At 63.8% G+C, this 21,052-nt stretch carries 16 protein-coding genes and 1 pseudogene; 4 read left to right on the top strand and 13 right to left on the bottom strand.

Annotated elements, in window-relative coordinates; all coding sequences use genetic code 11:
• Window positions 1–326 (top strand): annotated as a pseudogene (locus ACTHL0_RS09925) (hypothetical protein); the annotation flags it as partial.
• A gap of 119 nt (window positions 327–445) precedes the next feature.
• On the opposite strand, the gene ACTHL0_RS09920 reads toward ACTHL0_RS09925, so the two are convergent.
• Window positions 446–1,519: an acyltransferase family protein gene (locus tag ACTHL0_RS09920; RefSeq protein WP_440566557.1), complete on the bottom strand. Its 1,074-nt coding sequence runs from the start codon at window positions 1,517–1,519 to the stop codon at window positions 446–448.
• 18 nt (window positions 1,520–1,537) lie between these two features.
• Window positions 1,538–2,857 (bottom strand): glycosyltransferase WbuB, encoded by a 1,320-nt coding sequence (locus tag ACTHL0_RS09915; RefSeq protein WP_440566556.1) that lies wholly within the window; start codon window positions 2,855–2,857, stop codon window positions 1,538–1,540.
• A gap of 255 nt (window positions 2,858–3,112) precedes the next feature.
• On the opposite strand from ACTHL0_RS09915, the gene gmd reads away from it, so the two are divergent.
• The 3 genes from gmd to ACTHL0_RS09900 are packed head-to-tail and all read left to right on the top strand — an operon-like array spanning window position 3,113 to window position 5,853.
• Entirely contained in the window at window positions 3,113–4,225 is a 1,113-nt protein-coding gene (gmd, locus tag ACTHL0_RS09910) for a GDP-mannose 4,6-dehydratase (protein WP_440566555.1), read from the top strand.
• Window positions 4,226–4,228: 3 nt separating this feature from the next.
• Window positions 4,229–5,200, top strand: a complete 972-nt coding sequence (fcl, locus tag ACTHL0_RS09905; protein WP_440566554.1) for a GDP-L-fucose synthase — start codon at window positions 4,229–4,231, stop codon at window positions 5,198–5,200.
• Window positions 5,197–5,853, top strand: a complete 657-nt coding sequence (locus tag ACTHL0_RS09900; RefSeq protein WP_440566553.1) for a putative colanic acid biosynthesis acetyltransferase — start codon at window positions 5,197–5,199, stop codon at window positions 5,851–5,853. Before fcl ends, ACTHL0_RS09900 begins: the two co-directional genes overlap by 4 nt.
• On the opposite strand, the gene ACTHL0_RS09895 is transcribed toward ACTHL0_RS09900, so the two are convergent.
• The 11 genes from ACTHL0_RS09895 to ACTHL0_RS09845 all read right to left on the bottom strand — a co-directional run bounded on the left by ACTHL0_RS09895 (window position 5,805) and on the right by ACTHL0_RS09845 (window position 21,028).
• A complete protein-coding gene (locus ACTHL0_RS09895; protein WP_440566551.1) occupies window positions 5,805–7,016 on the bottom strand; it encodes a glycosyltransferase in 1,212 nt (403 codons plus the stop codon). The genes ACTHL0_RS09900 and ACTHL0_RS09895 overlap by 49 nt on opposite strands.
• On the bottom strand, window positions 7,016–8,305 hold the full coding sequence (locus ACTHL0_RS09890) for a glycosyltransferase family protein (RefSeq protein WP_440566550.1): 1,290 nt from the start codon (window positions 8,303–8,305) through the stop codon (window positions 7,016–7,018). The genes ACTHL0_RS09895 and ACTHL0_RS09890 overlap by 1 nt, the downstream gene beginning before the upstream one ends.
• 1 nt (window position 8,306) lies before the next feature.
• Window positions 8,307–9,608, bottom strand: coding sequence for a hypothetical protein (locus tag ACTHL0_RS09885; RefSeq protein ID WP_440566549.1), 1,302 nt, complete (start codon window positions 9,606–9,608; stop codon window positions 8,307–8,309).
• A complete protein-coding gene (locus tag ACTHL0_RS09880) occupies window positions 9,605–10,663 on the bottom strand; it encodes a glycosyltransferase family 2 protein (RefSeq protein ID WP_440566548.1) in 1,059 nt (352 codons plus the stop codon). The genes ACTHL0_RS09885 and ACTHL0_RS09880 overlap by 4 nt, the downstream gene beginning before the upstream one ends.
• Window positions 10,664–10,675: 12 nt before the next feature.
• Window positions 10,676–12,154: a lipopolysaccharide biosynthesis protein gene (locus ACTHL0_RS09875; protein ID WP_440566547.1), complete on the bottom strand. Its 1,479-nt coding sequence runs from the start codon at window positions 12,152–12,154 to the stop codon at window positions 10,676–10,678.
• Window positions 12,151–14,223 carry a right-handed parallel beta-helix repeat-containing protein gene (locus tag ACTHL0_RS09870; RefSeq protein ID WP_440566546.1) on the bottom strand — a complete coding sequence of 691 codons (2,073 nt, stop codon included), beginning with the start codon at window positions 14,221–14,223 and terminating at the stop codon, window positions 12,151–12,153. Before ACTHL0_RS09870 ends, ACTHL0_RS09875 begins: the two co-directional genes overlap by 4 nt.
• Entirely contained in the window at window positions 14,220–16,559 is a 2,340-nt protein-coding gene (locus ACTHL0_RS09865; protein ID WP_440566545.1) for a polysaccharide biosynthesis tyrosine autokinase, read from the bottom strand. Before ACTHL0_RS09865 ends, ACTHL0_RS09870 begins: the two co-directional genes overlap by 4 nt.
• 115 nt (window positions 16,560–16,674) lie before the next feature.
• The gene (locus ACTHL0_RS09860) at window positions 16,675–17,673 is read right to left on the bottom strand and encodes a helix-turn-helix domain-containing protein (RefSeq protein ID WP_440566544.1); all 999 of its coding nucleotides are present in this window, start codon (window positions 17,671–17,673) and stop codon (window positions 16,675–16,677) included.
• A gap of 688 nt (window positions 17,674–18,361) precedes the next feature.
• Entirely contained in the window at window positions 18,362–19,291 is a 930-nt protein-coding gene (locus tag ACTHL0_RS09855) for an ATP-grasp fold amidoligase family protein (protein WP_440566543.1), read from the bottom strand.
• A 393-nt stretch (window positions 19,292–19,684) separates the two neighbouring features.
• On the bottom strand, window positions 19,685–20,287 hold the full coding sequence (gene pth, locus ACTHL0_RS09850; RefSeq protein ID WP_440566542.1) for an aminoacyl-tRNA hydrolase: 603 nt from the start codon (window positions 20,285–20,287) through the stop codon (window positions 19,685–19,687).
• Between the two features lie 132 nt (window positions 20,288–20,419).
• Window positions 20,420–21,028 carry a 50S ribosomal protein L25/general stress protein Ctc gene (locus tag ACTHL0_RS09845; RefSeq protein WP_440566541.1) on the bottom strand — a complete coding sequence of 203 codons (609 nt, stop codon included), beginning with the start codon at window positions 21,026–21,028 and terminating at the stop codon, window positions 20,420–20,422.
• Window positions 21,029–21,052 lie beyond the last annotated feature (24 nt).

Raw genomic sequence — 21,052 nt, 5'->3', positions numbered from 1 at the left:
CCTCGGTTCACGGCTATGCATTTGAACGCCTGGGCACGAGCGGTGCGGTGGTGACGGCGCTGTGGGCGCACAACAACGCGAATTGGCCGACGTCGAACGGTGTGTACAGCCAGAGCGCGACCCAGAGCTATGCGCTGACGGTCGATGCACCGGGCACGAGCGGCAAGGTGGCGACGTTCGACATGATGGGCAACCCGGCCGTCCTGCCGTACACGAACGGTGTGGTTCACCTGACGCTGTCGGAAACGCCGATCTACGTGGTGTCGAAGAACGCCAGCGTGATGAAGGCACAGGTCACGGTACCGGTCGGTTACACGGGCCAATAAGTGACGCAGTAAGCGGGGCAACAGGCGCCGAAGCAGGCGCCGAAGCAAGCCTCGCTTCACCTTGACGACAAATGCCAGGCGAAACGCCTGGCATTTGTTCGTTTACGGATCGGGCGCGCTTAACGTCCGCCGCAGGACAGGGCCATGAATCGCGGGAAGTGAAGTTTCATTTTCGGGTGCAGCGCGGCCAGCACGCCGATCACGAACACCGGGATCAGAAAATAGAAACCGAGTGCGAGATAAGACGAGTGCGGTGGAATGAGCCGGTACAGCAGCTTCCTGCAAATCGTCAAAAGCGGCTCGTGCGCCGCAAACACGAAAAAGCTCGTCCCGCTGAGCCGGATGAGACGATTCTTGATGTCGTCGGAGCGGATCGCGAACCGGGTGATCCACAGGGCACAGACTACCCCGAGCAAGATCGACACCTTCGGCACAAGCGTATCGGCTGCCGCACCGAACCAAATCGAGTCGAACAAGAGCGCCGGGACATAAAGCACCAGTGCGAGCGCGCCGACGCGATCGACGCAGAACAGGTCGATCCGCTTGATCGCCAACCAGGAACCGGCGATAAAAAACAAGGTGGCGTCGAGCGCCGGCATCGGAAACCATCGAGCGTTGGCGAGCCACAGCGTCAATCCCGCCAGCAGGATAGGGATTCCGGCCCGGCGGCACAGCAGATAAATCAGCGGCGTCAGCAGGACCAGCACCATCAGGTCGCGAATGAACCAGAACTGGTAGGAGATGGGTACGCCATGAACGCCGAATACCGCATCGAGAAGGACGGCGGCGTCCAGGTGAGAAACCAGGGCGGTTTTACCTGACAGGTACCTCGCCCCGGCCGGGAACGATTGCGCCGCCGCGATGATCGCCAAGTTGGCGATGTTCCAGAAGAGGAACGGGAGCAGCAGCGTTCGCGATCGGGACTTCAGCTTTGCCAGCAGCACCGCTACCGTGGGCTCGAAATCCAGAAAGAACAAATAGCCCGACATGAGAAAGAACAGCGGGACGGATACTCTCGCCACGCCGTGCGACACGACGTTCCTGACAAAGGCCAGGATGCCGTCCGCGTGTGCGATACCGATCGCGCTGCCGTGCAGCGTCGAGGTCAGGCTGTAGTTGTGGATGAAGACGACTCCGACAATCAACGGGAACCGCAACACCTTCAGTCGCAACGAGGCTTCTTCAGACAGCATCCCATTCCTCCGCCCCCCTTATCGTGTCGTGACGGTATCCGCGTCGGCGGCCACATCGTCGACGCTCTTGGCCAGTGCCGGCGTCTTTCCGTAGGTATCGATCTCGCGGCGTGCCCCGACGGGTACGCGGCTGCACAGCATCTTCGAAAACTCGCTCAGGACGGCGTCGCGCGAGAGCACATCCTCGGCGAATTCGCGGCCCTTGCGGCCCAGACGATCGCGGGCCTCCGGGTCTTGCGCCAGCCGCTCGATCGAGGCCGCCAACGACTGCGCGTCGCCAGGCTCCGCCACCACGCCGCGTGGCGCCACCGCGTCATAGAGTTCGGTGCCCGGTCGCGCCATGGCGATCACGGGACGCCCGCTCGCGAACATGCCCGTCAGTTTCGACGGCATGACGAGATCCGCCGCATCGCCGAGTTGCGGCAGCACATGAATGTCGGCGAGGTTCATGAGCTCGTTCAGCTCCTCCTTCGGCCGCAAATCGCTGAACCGGCAATTCTTCAGGGGGCCGCAGATGGCATGGATCACACTGCGCATCGGACCGTTGCCGCAGAACACGAAGACGATGTCGCTGCGGTCCACGAGCTGCACAGCCGTCGTGGCCAGTACCTCGAGCCCTTGTTTGGCACCCATGTTGCCCGAGTACAGCACGACGATTGCACCCTCGGGGATACCGAGCGTGTCGCGCAGTGTGCTGGTCCGGCCGAGCGGGTGGATTGCGGTGACGTCCACCCAATTCGGAAAGTGCACGAGCCGCGTCAAGGCGACACCTTTATCGGCGGCGCGCTCGAGCATCTTGTTCGAAATGGTCGAGACCGTATCGAAGCGGCGCAACAACATGCGTTCGATCCAAAGGGCCGTGCGCTTGAGCCGCGAACCGTTGAGTATGCCGAGCTGAAACGCCGCATCCACTTCATAGTCCTGAATGTGGATCCAGGCGTGAGCGCGGCAAAGACGGGCGACGAGCCATGCGCCCGGCGCATTTAAAAGGCTCGGGGCGATACACATCACGACATCGGGGCGCCAGAACGTGTGCGCCAATACGACGGGCAGGCTGGTCACGGCAAAGCTCGCCAAATGCAGCAGGCGGCGCACCCCGCGCGGGCGACGCGGAACCCACAGCGGCGTGCGCCAGAGACGGACGCCGTCGCGAACCTCGCGGCCATAGCGCCACGCCGAATAATCCGGCCCGATTTCCCACTGCGGGTAGTACGGCGGCGCGCAGACAATGCGCACGTCGTGACCGTATCCCGCGAGCGTGGCCGCCATCTCGGCAGTGTATTTGCCGATTCCGGTCAGCTCCGGCGCATAGTTGATTCCGTAAACGAGGATCTTCATAAGGCCCCGCTGCCTTTTCGATATTTGAAATGGATATGGCGTATCACTGCGCATCATGGCCATATTCGCGCGAGCGGGCCTGCGCTGCGCGCCAGCGTATCGCCGTATACCGCCAACCCGTCTATCCCGCGCCACGGTGTGGCGCCTGCCGCCGGCTCAAATGCGCCAACTCTCTGCGTGCCGCGCCAACCGCTTGCGCGGCGTGTCCGGCAAGCGCATAACTAGCGTGATCCTTCTCCATAACAAGAGACCTTTATGCAGAAAGTCGCTCTGATTACCGGTATAACGGGACAGGATGGCGCGTACCTCGCCGAATTCCTGTTGTCGAAAAATTACGCGGTGCACGGCATCAAGCGCCGTACGTCGCTATTCAATACCGACCGTATCGATCATCTTTACCAGGATCCGCACGAGAAGGATCGTCGCCTGATCCTGCATCATGGCGATATGACCGATTCGTCGAGCCTCATCCGAATCATCCAGGCGATCCAGCCGGACGAGATCTATAACCTCGCCGCGCAAAGCCACGTCGCCGTGTCGTTCGAAGAGCCCGAGTACACGGCGAACGCCGACGGCCTCGGTGCACTGCGCATCCTCGAAGCGATCCGCATCCTCGGGCTCACTAAGAAGACGCGGTTTTATCAAGCGTCGACTTCCGAGCTGTACGGCAAGGTTCAGGAAGTGCCGCAGAAGGAAACGACGCCGTTTTATCCGCGCAGCCCCTATGCGGTCGCGAAGATGTACGCCTACTGGATCACGGTGAACTACCGTGAGGCCTACGACATGTACGCCTGCAACGGCGTGCTGTTCAACCACGAATCGCCGCTGCGCGGCGAGACGTTCGTCACGCGCAAGATCACGCGCGCGCTGGCGCGGATTTCGATCGGCATGCAGGACTGCGTCTATCTGGGCAACCTCGATTCGCGGCGCGACTGGGGCCATGCGAAGGACTACGTGCAGATGCAGTGGCTCATGCTGCAGCAGGATCAACCCGAGGACTTTGTCATCGCAACCGGCGAACAGCACAGCGTGCGTGAATTCACGACGCGTGCCGCGCGCAAGCTCGGTATCGAATTGATGTGGGAAGGCAAGGGCGAGCGTGAAGAGGGGATCGTCGTCGATGTCGGTGTCGACGCACGGGTCAAGGTGGGCGACGTGCTCGTGCGCGTCGATCCGCGCTACTACCGCCCGACCGAAGTCGATACATTGCTCGGCGATCCGACGCGGGCACGAGAACGCCTGGGCTGGAGCCCCACCACGAGTTTCGAGGAACTCGTGGACGAGATGGTGACGAAGGATCTTGCCGACGCACGTAAGGATTATCTCGTGCGCAAGCATGGTTTCGCCGTCTTCGAACGCAAGGAGTAACGCATGACGACGATGGGCACGAGCCGCATTTTCGTCGCCGGGCATCGTGGGATGGTCGGCTCCGCGATCGCGCGCCGCCTGGCCGCCGAGCCTGGCGTCGAGCTCGTGACGCGCGCATCGAGCGAACTCGATCTGACCGAGCAGGCGGCGGTGCGCGCGTTCTTCGAAAACGAGCGGATCGATCAGGTGTATCTGGCGGCCGCGCGCGTGGGCGGCATTCGCGCCAACGATACGTATCCGGCGGAGTTCATCTACCGCAATCTGATGATCGAGGCGAATGTCATCCACGCTGCGTGGAAGGCGGGCGTCAAGCATCTGCTCGCGCTCGGCTCATCGTGCATCTATCCGAAGTTCGCGCCGCAGCCCATCATGGAAGAGGCGTTGCTCTGCGGCGAACTCGAACCGACGAACGAGCCGTACGCGATCGCGAAAATCGCCGGGATCAAGCTGTGCGAATCGTACAACCGCCAGTATGGCGTCGATTACCGCAGTGTCATGCCGACGAACCTCTATGGCCCCGGCGACAACTTTCATCCGGTCGATAGTCACGTGATCCCCGCGCTGATCCGGCGCTTTCACGAGGCGAAGGTGGCCGGCGCGTCGAGCACGGTCTTGTGGGGCAGCGGCCGCGCAAGGCGCGAGTTCCTGCATGTGGACGATCTGGCCGATGCGTGCGTCCTGGCGATGAACGTATCGCGCGAGCGCTACTACAGCGTGGCGAGCGAGCGTTGCTCGCATCTGAACGTGGGCTACGGCACGGACGTCACTGTGCGCGAGCTGGCCGAGCTCGTGGCAAGTGTCGTCGGCTACGAGGGGCGCATCGAACAAGACCTGGACAAGCCGGATGGAACGCCGCGAAAGCTCATGAGCAGCGCGCGCATGATGTCGCTCGGCTGGCAGCCCAAGATCGATCTCGCCGCCGGGCTGGCGTCGACCTACGCCTGGTTTCTCGACGCGCATCAGGTTGCGGCATGAGCGTTGGCGATTCCGTCGCACGCGGCGAAGCGGCGCCCGGCCGCGGCAACGCGCAGTCGCCCCCCGGCAACGAGGGGATCGACCCGCGGTTGCTTGGCGTGCAGGATTTGTCGGCGTTCGAGATGCCCGCGGATTTTCGCGGTCGGCCGGGCTGGTTCGTGCAGCTTTGGTGGATCGCTGATGCGTTGCTCTTCAGGCCGTCGCCGCAGGTGCTTTATGGCTGGCGGCGCGCACTGTTGCGGCTCTTCGGTGCGAGCATTGGCAAGGGCGCCGTGATCCGTCCGCGCGCACGGATCACCTATCCCTGGAAAGTGTCGATCGGTGAGCACGCTTGGATCGGTGACGATGTCACGCTCTATAGCCTCGGCCCGATCGAAATCGGTGCCCATGCCGTGGTATCGCAGCGATCCTATCTGTGTGCCGCCGATCACGACTATCGGCGCCGCACCTTTCCCATTCGTGCCCGAGCGGTGCGCGTGGGCGCGCACGCCTGGGTGGCGACCGATGTATTCGTGGCGCCCGGCGTCACGATCGGCGATGCCGCTGTGGTCGGCGCGCGCAGCACCGTGCTGCGCGACTTGCCGCCCGGTATGGTGTGTTACGGCTACCCGGCCGTCGCAGTGCGTCCTCGCGAATCGTTGGACCTCGACTGACTCACCGATTCATCGCCCGCGATCAAATCGACGAGCTTGCCTGCGGCGCCTTCGATACGAAATTCCCGTTGATAGCACGCGAGGGCGCGCTCGCGCATCATCGCGATGTCGGCCGGGCTCATCGTGTCGCACCAACTGAGGAGGCCATCGGTCACGCCGTCTTTCGTGTCGCTCACGACGATGCCCGCACCCGATTCGGCCACTTCGCGCCAGATATTCACGCGATCGGTGATGATCACCGGCGTGGCGGACGCCAACGCTTCCACCACCGCAATGCCGAAATTCTCCTGATGCGAGGGTAGAACGAACACCTCGGCCGCGCGCAGTGCCGCCCACTTGAGCGTGCCGCTCAGCATGCCTGTCCACACGACCTGCGATTCGATGCCGCCTGCGCGCACCTCGTGCTTGAGTGCCGCAATCGTCGAATCGTCGCCCGGGCCCGCAATCACCAGGCGCGCTTCAGGATTCCTCGAGGCGATCCGCGCGAATGCTTCGATCAACAAATCGCAGCCTTTTTTCTCGTGAATGCGTGAGAGGAAAAGGAAAATGCGCTTGCCGCGCAGATCGGGGTAAGCGGCAAAAAACGCTTCGCCGTCCGTGATTTCGCCGGGCGGCGGCGCAATGCCGAAGCCCGTGACTTCGAGCGGCGTGCGGCGATTGAGAAACGGCCGGCGTGCGAGTTCGAGTTCGGTCCGACAGGTGAACAGCGCAGCGCGCGCGCGGCTGAATACCCAACGCTCCGCCAGCGCCCAATAGACGAGCTTTCTCAAATGCTTGCGCGGATACGTGTACTGGAACCACGGATCGAGCATACCGTGCGGAAACACGAACAGCGGCGTACGCGAGCGGCCGATGCCGAAGCGGGCGGCAATGGAGTGAAATTGCCAGATGCCATGCACGATGATGGCGTCGTATCGGTCGGCATGCTCGCGAAACCAACGCATCGCGCTGAGGCTGAGGCCATACTTGCCACGCCCCGGGCCGAGCCGATGCACCACACCTTGCAAGCGATCGCTCACGTCGACGTCGGGGCCGTCGAGCGAAGCGACTTCGCCCGTGCACCCATAGGGCAGCATGTAATTCACCAGTTGCACCACCGCCTCCGCTACGCCGCCGGCGCGCGGATCGAGAGACGGTACAACGTGCAGCACGCGCAGATTCATCAATTGTTTTCCGTGGTTGCTGTGGCTGCGACGACGCGCTCCTGCTCGCGTGCGGGGCGTACCTGCGCGCCTTGTTCGTGTGCCGGTACCGCACGGCCCGAATGCCGGGGCGCGCCGGCCGCGTCGAGGAATGCAATCAGCCGCGCGCCGACTTCGCGCCGGCCGCAAGTCGCCTCGATGACGCGGCGGCCCGTCTCGGCTATCTGCCGATAGCGGTCAGGGTTTTGTACGACCGCCGCGAATGCCCGCGCGAGGGCGTCGGCCGTCGCTTCGCGCACGAGCGCGGCGCTGTGTTCGTCGAAAAGCAGGCTGACATCGCTGACGTCGGTGCTCAGCACGAGCAATCCTTGGCTCGCGAATTCGACGACTTTCGAGGGAAATGTTGTCGTCGCGAGTTCGGTACCCGGTAGGCGCAGCGACAGCCCCACATCGGCCTGCGCGAGCAGTTGCCGATATTCGTGCGGCCCGATGTCCTGGTGCAATTCGACGCGCACGCCTGCCGCGGCGGCTTCGCTTGCGAGCGCACGGAGCGTGTCGGCACCACCGTAGCCGCTCACCACGAACCGTACGCAGTCAGCCAGCTCGCGATGCGCATCGGCGAATCGGCGCACGGCCGCGGCGAATAACTCGAGCCCCGTTGCCGTCTCGATCGTGCCGCCATAGAGGAACGTGATCGGCGTGCGGAAGGCGCGAGGCGGGGCGGCCTGCACCGTGCATACGCCGTTCACGACGCAGGCATCGGCGATCCCCAGCGACTGCGCGAGTTCGCGCGACACGACGATTGCACGCTCGCTGCACAGGTGTTTGAGGATGCGCAGGCTGGCGCGCGTCACGAACCCGCGCAGATCGTTTTCGTCGGTGCGGGGGCCGTCTTCGATATCGAGCAACACGCGCTCGCGCCCGAGCCGCCAGCGCAGCCAGGCGGCGACTGGAATGTACTCGGGAAAAAAGTTGTAGAGGACGACGACGTCGCCGCGCTTGACCTGTCGCCAGGCGAAGCTCAAATAGCAGAGCGCGGCGAACACCCGATTCAAGCCACGCACGCTGATTGCCGGCAGATAGGCGCATGGCAGCGCCGCATCGCGGCACGCGAAGCCGCCGAAGAACAGTCGATTCCGGCTGGCTGTGACGATCGGCGAACTGACGATCACCGCGCGCCGCGCGTGGGCGCGGAGGCTCGCGGCCATCCCGACGACCTTATGGGCGGCCGCGCCGACGAGAAATCGCTGCTGCTGCCGCTCGTTATAGCGCGGCAGCATGATCGGGGCGAAAAAGAACTGGCGAGCCAAGTCAGATCTCCGGAAGGTGAAGCGGGGGGCGTCCCGCCGCGGGCACTCGATAGTGCCGTGGGCGCGGCGCACGCGGCCAACGCACGAGGCGCGTTCTCTCCGTCAGTGCCGACCGATAGCGTCCATGGCGCGCAATCTGGATCGCGAAAACGATCAGTGCGAGCTTGTCGAAGTCGAGCGGCGCGCCGTTCTGCGCCATCATGAGCAGCATCAACAAGCCGGTGATGCCGCCGCCGGCCGCTCGCCAGAGCAGGACGAGCAGCGGAAACGCGAGCCAGCCATAGGCGAAGAGGAGATTGAACACGCCGTTTTGAAGCGGGGCGTCTTCGAACGGCACGATCAGGTGGTGCCGCTCAAAATAGGACTGCGTCGCGGACATCGGCACACCGAACGGGGCATGCACCAGCACCTGACCCAGCAGGGTGAATGGTTGGGCGATGCGGATGCCGACCGATTCGTCCTGGCCCGATACGATCCGCTCGAGCCGACCGGTACGGGCCATGACCGAAGCGGGGAGCACGCCGCTATCAAGGGCGAGCAGGCTCGCGCTCAGCACGAACACGCCCGTCACGAGTACGAACGCTTTCGGTATGCGCGACGCGTTGAAGGCACCGAAAATCAGCAAGTTCGCTACCAGCCCGAAATACGTCTGCGCGAGCAGGCTCGTCGCCAGTGCAACGACAAAAGCAAGCCAGCGCAGGCGGCTGCGCAGCGTATGCAGACACAGGAAATGAAGGACCAATGTCACGCAGCCGAGATAGGACGGCTCCGAAAACGTAGCCGCGGGCCGAAGCGTCCATGCGTAGCCGTGCTCGCGTGCGTGCTCCACCCATACGCTGGCGAGTGCGTGATCGCCCGATTCCACGAACAGGCGCTGTGGCGGAAACAGGGCGATGCCTTTCTTGGCCGCGAGCCACTGCACAGCGGTAATCAAGAACAGCAGGATCATCATCCCGAGCGCGAAGCGGCCGTCGACGCGCTCCACGGCGTGCCGGGGCTTCCCCCATAGCGCAACAAAGAGGAAGACGAATCCGATCGTGAAGCGTGTCTCGCGCAACAGATTGGGTTCATCCGGCAGCACGACGGCGCAAAACAGCAGGCTCGCACCCGCCGCGACGAATACGAGGGCGCTCGGCAGCGGGACGATCCGCCAGCGCGTGTTCCAGGCGGTCAGCAGAAAAAGGAACGCGGCCACCGAAACAAAGTAGTTGAGCCCGTATTGAATCACGGGCAACAGCAGGATGAAGGCGTGCGCGAAGCGGTCGCCGCGCCAGGCCGCGCGCAAGCTACCCAGCGTGCTCATGGCAGCAGGCTCCGCGCGGCCGATTCGGCATCGAGTTGGTCCGGCCGCAGCGTTTCGACGTGGCGCACTTGCTGCAGCCAGCGGTAGAACGCCCGGCCCGCGCGCGGGCCGAGCACGCCGATCGCGAGCCAGAACAAGGTTCGCACGGACGCGCGGTCGCGCCATACCGCCTTGATGAAATGCGAGAGGGCCAGCGCATGACCATGCCCCAGTGCGGCGCGGCCGTTGGCGATCAACGCGTCCACGTGCATGCGTCGTCGAAACGCTTCGAAATCCTGGAAGGCCGACATCGCGGTGCCCCACTTGCGCTCGAACGCCGCGAGCCCCCGCAGACGCTTTTCGATGTTCACGCTGGTGCGGTCGCCGCTATGCTGGACGAACTCCACGAGCGGCTTTTCCGCGTAGCGCAGCTCGCCGAATGTGAGGCAGCGCAGCCACATGTCGTAGTCCTGAAAGCTCGGCAGGGTTTCGTCGAACAGGCCCGCTTCGACAAGCACGTCGCGACGCACGAGCGCGAGGCTGGTGGACGTGGGGCACACGCCACCCAGCGCCATCTCCCGCGTCAGCACGGGCTCGAAGCGGCGGCAGCTCACGGCGTGCCCGAACACGACATCGATTTCGATGTAAGAGCACAGCGCGCCGATGCAGGCATCGTCCGCGAGCAGCGCGACTTGCTGCGTCAGCTTTTCGGGTAGCCAGCGGTCGTCGTCGTCGAGGAAGGCGATCAGCTGACCGCGGGCGCAGGCGATGCCGGTGTTGCGTGCGCCGCATGCACCTTTGGCCCGCATGTTCTCGAGCAGCCGGACGCGTTGCCCAAAGGGCTCGAGCGCTTCTCGCACGCGTTGCTGTTCGTGCGCGTCGGTGTTGTCGTCGACGACGATCACCTCGACATTCGCATAGTGTTGCGCGAGTACGCTGCGCACGGCGCGCGGGAGCATATCCGCGCGCTTGAACGTCGGGATGATCGTCGAGACGAGCGGATGGGCGCCGAGCGGGGGCAGGGCGAAGGGCCGGGCGTCAAAGGCAAGCGAGTGTTCGTCGCGTACGGTCTGCATCGATAATCTCCGTCAGGATGCCTCGCGGCGGCTCGGTTCTGTGCGCGGCACGCGGATCCGCATCGTGCGCAGCAGGGCACCGAACTCGCGCGGGTGGAAGCGGCTCAGATGCCATAGGCCGTACAGGGCGCCGCTCGCACTGCCGATCAGCAGCTGCGCGAGGGGCGGCAATTCGCTGCGCTGCAGCAGCCAGCCCGCCGCGAACGCGGCGGCGAAAACCCCCGTCCCCAGCAGGAGCGGCGCGCCTACGGTTTGCAAGAGCGCCGTCTGCTTCAATTCGAGCAGGCGTGCGATGCAGATGAAGTAAAACGGTGCGACGACCAGCGTCGCAATCAAGTAGCCGGCGGCGATCCCGTGCAAGCCCCAATGCGCGCCCAACAACCAGCACGTGATATGGACGGCGGCATTGCCGAAATTGATCCACAGCAGCATGCCGGTGCGTCCTTTGACCATGAACGCGGCGGGGGCCGTGCTGAGCACCGACTGCACGAAGCCGACGGGGGCCAGCCATAGCAGCAAGTGGCCGACCTCCGTCCAACGCGGGCCGAGCACGACGGCGACGAACGGGTAGCGCAGCGCCATCAGGCCGCCGATCAACGTGGCGGTCAGCAAACTGACGAACGAGGTGCTGGAAAGCCAGGTGGCGGCGAGGCGCTTCGGTTCGCCTTGCTGCACGGAGAGGACGGGGTAGAGCGACCTCGATGCGACGAGCGAGACGTTTTGCAGCGGGTACAGCATGATGCGAAACGCGAGCGAATAAGGACCGAGCGCGATGGCGCCCAGTACCTTGCCGACGATGACCGAATCGGCGTTGCGCTGCAGATACTGAATGAGGTTCGATAAGGTCAGATTCGACGAGAACGCGAAGATCCGCTTCAGGTGATCGGTGTCGCAGCGAAGCGATGGACGCCAGGGCGACGCTACGTAGAGCTGGATCGAATACAGGCCCGCTTGCACGAGGGCCTGCACGACGAAGCTCTGTGCGCCCATTCCCATATAGGCTGCGACGACGGCTGCCGCCATTCCGGCCGTGTACGACACGACATCGGCGCGCGCCGTGACGCGAAAGCGCGATTCCCGCTCGAGCAACGCCAGATGAACGGCGGTAAAGCTCATCAACGGAAACGTCACCGCAAGCCCGTACAGCACATGCGCGAGCGGCGCCGCACCGAACGCCCGCGCGAGCGGGACGGCGATGGCGACGACGACGAGCGCAACCACGACGGTGACGGTCAGATTCATCCAGAAGATGGCATCGACCATGGCGTGATCGAGTTCGCGGGTGCGAATGATCGCGGGCCCGGTACCCATGTCACGCAGCAGGCCGGCCAGACTCGTGACGACGAAGGCCAGCGCCATGACGCCGAAATCGCCTGGGCCCAACAGCCGCGACAAGATGCTGATGCCGCCCAATTGCACGAGTACCCGCGCGACTTGCGCCGCGCCGAGCCAACGTGCATTGGAACTGACAGAGGGTTCGGCCCGCGTCATTGGGTACTCCGCACTGGGGCGATGGCCTTCGGCGCTTTGAACCCGGCCGACAGGGCGGGCGAATCGGGCGAGAGCTTCAATGCCGGCAGCGAATCGCGCGCGTTGTCGGGCATCGATTGCTCGAATTTCACGTCGCCCCGGCCGAACGTTTGCTGTGTCTGGACGAACGGACGCGCGCCGCCGTCGATGGCGAGCGCCTGGCCGTTGATGACGACGTTGTTGGCGATGACGGTGCCCTTGGGTGCGCCGGGCGCATCGGACAGCGTCTTGGCGAGCGCCGGGTAGCGCGCGGCGTACGGCGAGCTTTGCGCGTGCGCGGAGAGCTGGGTGCGCAACTGGCTGTGCGGATCCACCACCATGTCCTTCTGCCACGACAATCCGCGCGAATCGACATAGATCGAGGGTGTGCAGCCCACGAACAGGTTGTGCTCGACGACGTTGTCGCGTCCGCCGCCGATGAACACGGCTTGATTGACGCGCGCGAAGACGTTGCCGCGCACGGTAGTGCCGCTGGCCTGGTCGTCGAGATAGATGCCCATCGTGGCATGGGGGCGGCTGGGCGAGCCGATGTCGTGCAGGAAGTTGTTCTCGATGACGGTTCCGCGCGCGGTCCAGTCCCGTCCTGTGTAAATGGCACCCGAATCGCCGCTGTCCTTCACGACGTCGTAGATCGTATTGCCGTTAATCACATGATCGTTGCCGCTGAAGATGATCGCGGCATGCGGGCCGTCATGGATGACGTTGCCCTGGATGCGGTCGCCCACGCCCGACAGGCTCACGGCGGGGCGGTACGAGCGTGCGAGCCGCGCGAAGTCGGCGAATCCGCTATTGGCGACGACGACGTTGCCCGGCGTGAGGCGGTTGCGATCGCCGGCTTCGATGAATACACCGCCTTGGCCCGTGTGCTCGACGGTGAGGCCGCCGAAGCGGCTGTTGGTTGCGCTGGAGACGATTGCGCGGCCGCCGGTATTGAGCAGCGTGACGCGATCGAACGCCAGATTGCTGCCGCCTTGCAGCGTCACCGCGTCGCCGCGCGACATGTCGAAGGTCACATCGCTGACGGTGACGTTCGTGGCGTGATCCATGCGCAGCAGCGTGTCGGTGACCGATACTTCGAGGTCGCCGTCGGCAAGCGGCGCGGGCGCCCACACATAGACACGTCCCGCACGGCTGTCCAAATAGTATTCGCCGGGCGCGTCGAGGTCGGCCAGCGCGTTTTCGATGGCTACACGTTGCCCGGTTTTCATGCCGAAGCGCGGTGCGCTCTCGAGCGTGAGCGCACCGCTGGCGGGATCGACGGCCGTGACGGAAAGCGTCTCATCGGCCCAGTCCTGGTCCCAGTAGCCCATGGCGCGCAGGTTCGGCTCGCCGCGCCAGCGTCCTGCGTCGGCGCCGGTCAGCGTAAAGCTCGCACCATGCGGCCCATCGGGCATCGCGGCGATCGTGGCGAACCCTTGCTTCGGCCAGCGCGCGAGTGGGAGCGGACGGTCACGGTAGAACAACTCCAGCGGGATGGGGCGGACAGGGATGGCAAAACCATACGGCGCGAACGGCGGGAGCGGTCCAACGCCGTTCGCGGACAGATCGGCCACACGCACCGCGCCGCGCGCCGGCGCCGGCATGCGCGCCAGGATTGCGTGGTCGCGCACCGGCGCCAGATCGTGCAGCACCTTCGCGCCGGAGATCACCGTATGCGCACCACGCGGGCCGTGCAGCGAAACCGGCGTACCTTGCCAGCCGGGGCCGAGCGTCAGGACGAGCGGGGCCGTCAGCCGATAGGTACCTGGATCGAGATCGATGTCGACGCGCCTCACGCCGGCGCCCACCCGGGCCTTGTCGCCGGCGAGCAGCGCCAGGGCATCGCGCAGCGTGACCGGGCCGGATCGCAACCGCGCGCCCGATGCAGCCGGGACGTCCGATGCTCCGGCGCCGCGCGCTTCCTGCGCGTTCGACAATGCCGCTGAGACATGCAGCTCGAGTGCATCGGCGCTTGTGGCATCGCTGACGGCGCACGCCGTCGAAAGCGAGGCCGCAACGAACGTGGCAACGATGGTCCCTGTCCTGCTCATTCATTTCCCTCCGGCGGTCGCGTCGCGGCCAACGCTTGGGCAGGCGTGCTGGCGCGAGGCAGTTCGTAGTGAGACTTGTATTGATATCCGTGCATGCGGCCGTTCGGCTGAAGTCCGTTGAGCACGACGCCCTTGAGCAGGACACCGGCCTGCGTCAGCCGCTTGGTTGCTTCGGCGAGACGCGCGACCGTGGTGACGCGATGCCGTGCAACGATAAGCGCGGTACCCGCGTGCTGGCCGAGTGTTGCCGCATCGTCCACAGGTAGCACAGCGGGCGAATCGATGATGACGACGTCGTAGCTCGCGCTTGCCGCCCGCATGAGATCGCCGAGCGGAGCACCGAGCAGCAGTTCCGACGGATGCTGCGGGACGCTGCCGCGCGTGATCAGATCGAGCTTGGGCAGCACCTCTCTGTGGACCGCGCGTTCAAGCGTCGTCTCGCCGCCGATGAGTTCGGACAGGCCCGGCGACGCCGCGACGTTGAAATGGCGGCCCAGATTGCCGCGGCGCAGGTCGCCGTCGATCAGCAGGACACGTTGATTCGACGCGGCCAGCACCGCGGCGAGATTCGCGCTCGTGAACGATTTGCCGACGTCCGGCTCGGCGCCTGAGATCAGCACGATGTTGTTATGCGCTTCAGGCAGCGTGGTGCGCAGGGCGGAGCGCAAGCTGCGCAGGCTGTCGACGGTCAGACTGTCGCGTCGCGCATGCGCGAGTACCGGGACGCCCGATACCTTCGGGCTGCGCTTGTCGATGCGCGCCTGATCGTTGCTGTAGAGGATGCTCGCGAGGACCGGCAGCCCGGTCGACGCCTCGATCTCCTGCGCCTGCGTAATGCCGCCGAACAGGCGCTGACGCACCCAGGCGATGGCGATTCCCAGACATACGCCCATGAGCGCGGCCAGCGCGACGACGAGTTTGCGCTTCGGCTTGACGGGGCGGTCGGCCGCCGTCGCGCGATCGACGACACGCGCGTTGCCCTTGCTCGCGCGCGCCAGATCGAGCTGCTGCAGATTGTTGAGCAGGCTCGTATAAAGATCCGTATTGACCTGAACATCGCGCTTCAGCCGGACTTGCTGCTGTTCGAGTTCCGGCAATTGACGGGTGGTTGCCTCGATCTGCGCAAGCCGCGCGCGCAGCGCGCCGATCTGGCTGTCCACAGCGAGTACGTCCGGATGGCGCGGCGTAAAGCGCGCCAGCAACTCGCTGCGTTTCAGCTCGAGCTCGGCCATCCGTGTCTGGGCATCCACGGATTGCTGCAGCACGTTGCTATCCTGAACGTTCAAATCGAGCGTCAAATGCTGCGCCCGAAACGCGTTATAGGCGTCCTCGGCCTGCTCGAGCTGATGCTTCAGACGGGGCAGGTCGCGATTCAGGAAGTCGATCGACCTCTGCGCTTCGGACGACCGGCGCTCCGCATCCTGCGCGACGTACTGATCGCCGACCGCGTTCAAGACGTTGGCGATGCCCTGCGAGTCGTAGCCGCGCAAAGCCGCTTGAATCAGGTCCGAATCCTTGGTCGGCTGCGTGACCTGCATGGCCCGCTGCAGGTTATCGATCGCGGTGACGACGGCGATGCGCGACAACCGGAATGCCGCACCGGGCATGGCGTTCAATTGCGTGACGACGAGCCGGATCGGACCATAGGCGGTCGGTACGGTCAGCGGCTGGCCCAGCCGGCCCTGTGCGTCGATTTCGAGATTGAGATCGCTGAACGACCCGAGCAGGCGATAACGTCCGCTGTCCTCGGCCACGAGCTTGAACCGCTGGCCGTAGAGCCGGGGGGGGACGTCGAACGTGCTCAGTTCGGCGTGTTCCGCGCCCCAGACGAAGCCGCCCCATCCGAACAATCCCGGTTTCGATAACGAGAGGTCGTTTGCCCGGCGCTTGTTGGTGACGATCCAACGTCCGACAAGGGGGAAGTAGCGCGGTTCGATGCTCACATTCAAGTGATACTTCTCGACGACGCGCGACAACACGAGCCGCGAACTGAGAATATTGATCTCGTCCGATGTCACCGATTTCTGATCGAACATCTGCTGGACGGTTTCCAGCACGTTGTTGGCAGCGTTCGGGTTGTCCTCGACCTGCAGCAGGATCTGCGACTCGAACGTCGGCCGGGCGAATATCGCATAGCCGATACCGAGCAGCGTCAGGACGAGCGTCACGATGAGGATCATCACGCGGTTGGCGCGCAAGAGATCCAGGAACGGGCCAATATCGAAGTCGGCGCGCGGCGGCTCGTATACAGCGGCCCCCGATGCGGCTCTCAACACGTACTGGCTGGGTCCCTGCTCGTAATACGGCGGGTGGGACGGTTCAAGCGGGCGGTCCATTTTTTCGACTCCGAATGATGAAAGACGTCGAGGGGAGGCCAGTCAGGGCGTTCTTGTCGACGCGAAAGTACGTGCAACGCTTGCGCAACGGCGGCGCGATGAATGAAGGAATAGCTCAGGGGGGCGAGCGTCTGCGCATCCGATATTCCGTCGGCGAAACGCGCAACGTCTTGCGGAAGATCTTCCCGAGACGATCGCCGTTGCCGATCCCGCATCGACGCGCGATCTTTTCAACCGGCAAGTCGGTTTCGACCAGCATGCGACAGACGAGATCGAGGCGTGCGCGCAGCAGAAATTCGGAGGGCGTGACGCCAAGGTGGAGCTTGAAATGCCGCGAGAAGCTGCGGCTGCTCATCATCGCCACTTGCACCGCATCGGCCACCGTGATGGTGCGGGTGCAGTTTTCGTCGAGCCAGAGCGCGGACGCGCGCACCTTTTCTTCGATCGTTTTATGGCCGATATCGCGGAGCATCAGATCGACTTTCGCTTTCGCGCTCGGCAACACGCGCTCGCTGATTTCGCGCGCGACATCGCTGCCGAGGTCGCGTTTCACGAGCGTCAACGCGGTGCGGACCGCGTCCGTGCCGTCGTCGACGATACAGGTTTCCTGCGCGGTATGCGCGGCGGGCTTCATCCAGCCGTTGCGAAATCCGATGTGATCGGTATGGCTGCGGCGGCTGCGCCCTGCAAGCAGCTGAGCGTACAAGCCGGATTCGAGCGCCCGCCCATCGACGACAAACAAGGCGTCGAAGTGATTGCGCTGCTCCATTTCGAAGCATTCCGTGAGCATATGCGCCGACGAGGCCGATTGCAGGCTGCCGCCGAGCAGCGAAAGCATTTTCACGTCATAGGTCACGCTGCTCGTATCGTGCAGCGCGCCCGCTCGAGCATGTTCGTTGGCCAACTCGAAAACTTCGGTGATCGCGCCGACACGGAGCAGCGAGAAGCCCTTCGATAGCACGATGCCGATTCGCCGCGTGGCCGGGCGAGGCGATTCCAGCAGACGGGGAGCGGCCGCGGAAGCATGAATGTCGCCGCGCACGGTTCGGTCGTGGCTGAGCGTATTGACGCCTACGTGCAATAGGTTGTTGTTGAAATCACTAAGGAGCGTCATGACGTCACCCTCGAACTATGGTCCATGCGGTGCGGTTGGTTCTGATTAACATTGCTTCTGTACGCCGGACGGAGAATAACCGAGCGCCAAGTTACTTAATACCGTTTGACCGAAAAGGCCGACCAAATGGCCAAATTATCAATGGGGACGGATGTGGCGTGAACAACGGGATAATGTGTTCCGATAGTTTTCTCCGATGTTCTTGCATGGCGCAGCGAACAGGGGTTGGCGGTTAAATGCTAATTCTCGTCCTTTGGCTGCGAGAAACATTCAATTCATCTAATCGATACACCCATTTTTCGTAGTTTTAATCGCCTGTTTGCGGGCGGCACGCGATCGGCTCATGCAACGAGCGTATTGGCACCGGCCCGGGTCGCGCGATCGTGCCAATCTGCAGAAAAAAGGCAAGGCGGTTTTATCGCACCGCCCGTTATGCATTCGTCTGAGCAAGGGCGGGTCCCAGGGACGCTGCAGCGCGTGAGCGCAGGCGCATACCAGTGAGCGGGCGATCAGTGAGACGTCGCGCCGCGAGGCGGCACATCACCGGGGAACGGCGATGCGCATATCGCTGATACTCCGGGCAGGGGCGAACCTGGGTGGGGGCTGCGGATCGCGATTGCGGCAGACGGACGTGCTGGCGCCCGATAGCCAATCCGTGAATCCGCCGCGCGACGGCTGGCCGCTAGGGTCAGACGCCTACAGGGCCTGCCGTGGCTTGAGGCGGGGAGATCGGCCCGCGCACGGGTTCCATCCGCTTCAGGAGCGCGCCCCATTCATAGTCGATACGATCGGGGTGGAACGGGAAGACGCCGGCCCCCGGGGTGAACGTGAGTTCGCCGAAATAGACGCGTCCCGCGACGTTATAAAGATCGACGCGCAGGTAACCGAGGCCATCGGCGAGGCGAGTGGCCACGTCGACAATTTCCGCCCAGTTTTCGGGGCACGGTACGTCTGTCGCGCTGCGCGGGTAATGGCCGACGGCGAGATCGACCCGATTCCAATTGACATCGAAGACGTCGCCGCGGCTGTCTCCGAACCGGTCCGCGACGATCCCCGTATAGATAATGGGGCCGTCGGTGCCCTGGCCGAACATGTTCATTTTGATGTCGGCGGGGATTTTTCCGTCGGCGTCCAGTAACAGCGTCTCGAAATACAGGCGCGGCTTGATGGAGCGGTAATGACGTTCCCGTGACTGACGATAATAGTTAGCCGCGAGCCAGCGATCGGCGAGTTTGCGCAGTGCATCAAAAGAGGTTTTCGACTTGTCGTGCACGATCTCGACGAACCCGCAGCCATGATTCGCCTTCATGGCGAAAGAGGGCGGGAGTGCGTCGAACACGGCTTGAGTGAAAACGTCCGGTGCCGCGATCAGCGGGATAAGATATTTTTCGCCTATTTTATTTCCGACGTATTCGCGGACCGCCAATTTATCGGTGAGCGTTGTCCAATGCGGCTCCGGATAAAGGCAGCGACGCAGAATGTAGTCGTTGTACGTGACCGGGCTCGCCAGGTTCGGGAAGCGGCCCACGCGGCGGCGATGGCTTAACCAAAGAAAGACGGTATCGGGCCCGCTGGATAGCAAGCGGCGATAAGCCGCGCCTGCCAGCGGGCGCGCCAAGGCCCATATCGCGCGCATGGCCTGCGCGCCGCGGTGGCGGTTGCGCACACCGCGTGTAATGGCCTGCAAGGATTCAACTGTCACCCTCGCCGCCTCGGACGATCGCGTGAGTTTGTCAGCTTCGGTCGTCATCAGATCGCCCCGTCGTGAAGTGCCGTTCGGACTCAGTCCTGTAACGAACGGAACGAACCGCCACTGGCGTCAATCTCGCGCGCGACAGTTCGTTGTGGTCTTTTGGCTGGTTGAGCATCCCGCAAGTCAGTCACAGCTTTGTGTTCCCCATCGGAACATGGCGCTGGATGGCGCGGCAATACCGAGGCTCAAAACGTCGAGGTGTTGGCGCGTTTCGGCGTTGTTTGGCGACACGGAGCGAGGCCGGTCGCCGTTTATAGGTCAGCCGCCGCTGTGCAGCTGCATCATCGCGCGCTCGGGCGCGCCTTTGACGACGTGTGGCATGACGGCGAGCGAGCGCTCGATGGCGGCATCGATGACGTCCTGTTCGTCCTTGCGCGGCGGTTTCAACACGAAGTTCGCGACATCGGGTTTCGCGCCCGCTCGCGCGCTTTCGGGAATCAGATCGCGCGGATGGCCGATGCCGATGCGCAGCCGCCAATACTGCTGCGAGGACAGGTGCGCGGAAATGTCCTTGAGGCCGTTGTGTCCGCCGCTGCCTCCGCCGAGCTTGAGCTTGACGGCGCCGGGCGGCAGGTCGAGTTCGTCGTGCGCGACGAGGATCTCGTCGGGCAGGATTTTGAAGAAATGAGCGACGGCGACGACTGATTGTCCCGAGCGGTTCATATAGGTCTGCGGCTCGAGCAGATGCACTTCTTCGCCGTGCAGACGCGCCTTCGCATAGAAGCCGTGGAAACGCCGCTCGTCGCGCAGCTGGGCGCCCGCTTCGCGCGCGAGCTGATCGACGAGCCAAAAGCCGGCATTGTGGCGGGTGGCCGTATATTCCGCGCCCGGGTTACCGAGCCCGACGATGAGCTTGATCATGCTGGGGTGCCGGCGAACCGGTCCGAGAACGAGTGATGAAAATAATCGAAAAAAAACCCGCCGGGCAAGCCGCGGCGGGTCACGTCGTCCGTTCCAATGAAACGGATCGAGAGGATAGGCGCGAAAAACGCCTTAGGCGGCGGGCGTTTCGCCTTCCGCTGCGGCTTCAGCCGCTGCACCAGCCGGCACGGCAGCTGCCGCGACAACCGGGTTTTCGCTTTCGATGTGCGCCACGAGCGAAACGCCCTTCGGCAGCGCGATGTCCTTCGCGTGCAGCGATTGACCGGCTTCGATCTTCGCGAGGTCGAGCTCGACGAATTCGGGCAGATCGGCCGGCAGGCACTCGATTTCGACTTCCGTGACGACGTGCGAGATGATCGCGCCGCCGAGCTTCACGGCCGGGTTCGATTCCTGGTTCATGAAGTGCACCGGCACCTTCGTGTGCAGCTTCTTGTTCGGGTCGACGCGTTGGAAGTCGACATGCAGCACGAGCTGACGGAACGGGTGGTATTGCACGTCACGCAGCAGAACGCGTTGCGACTGACCGGCCACTTCGAGATCGAGGATCGACGAGTGGAAGGCTTCCTTCTTCAGGGCGTGCCACAGGGCGTTGTGATCGAGTTCGATCAGTTGGGGTTGTGCGGCTGCGCCATAGATAATCCCCGGCGTCTTGCCGGAGTTACGCAGGCGGCGGCTCGCACCCGTACCTTGCAGGTTACGCTCGAAAGCGACGACTTTCATGTTCTATCTCCAATAGCTGCCCGC

It is taken from the genome of Trinickia sp., from assembly GCF_051961175.1.
GTDB lineage: Bacteria > Pseudomonadota > Gammaproteobacteria > Burkholderiales > Burkholderiaceae > Trinickia.
The sequence above is the reverse complement of the archived record's forward strand: the minus strand, read 5'-3'. Positions and strand labels throughout refer to the sequence as shown.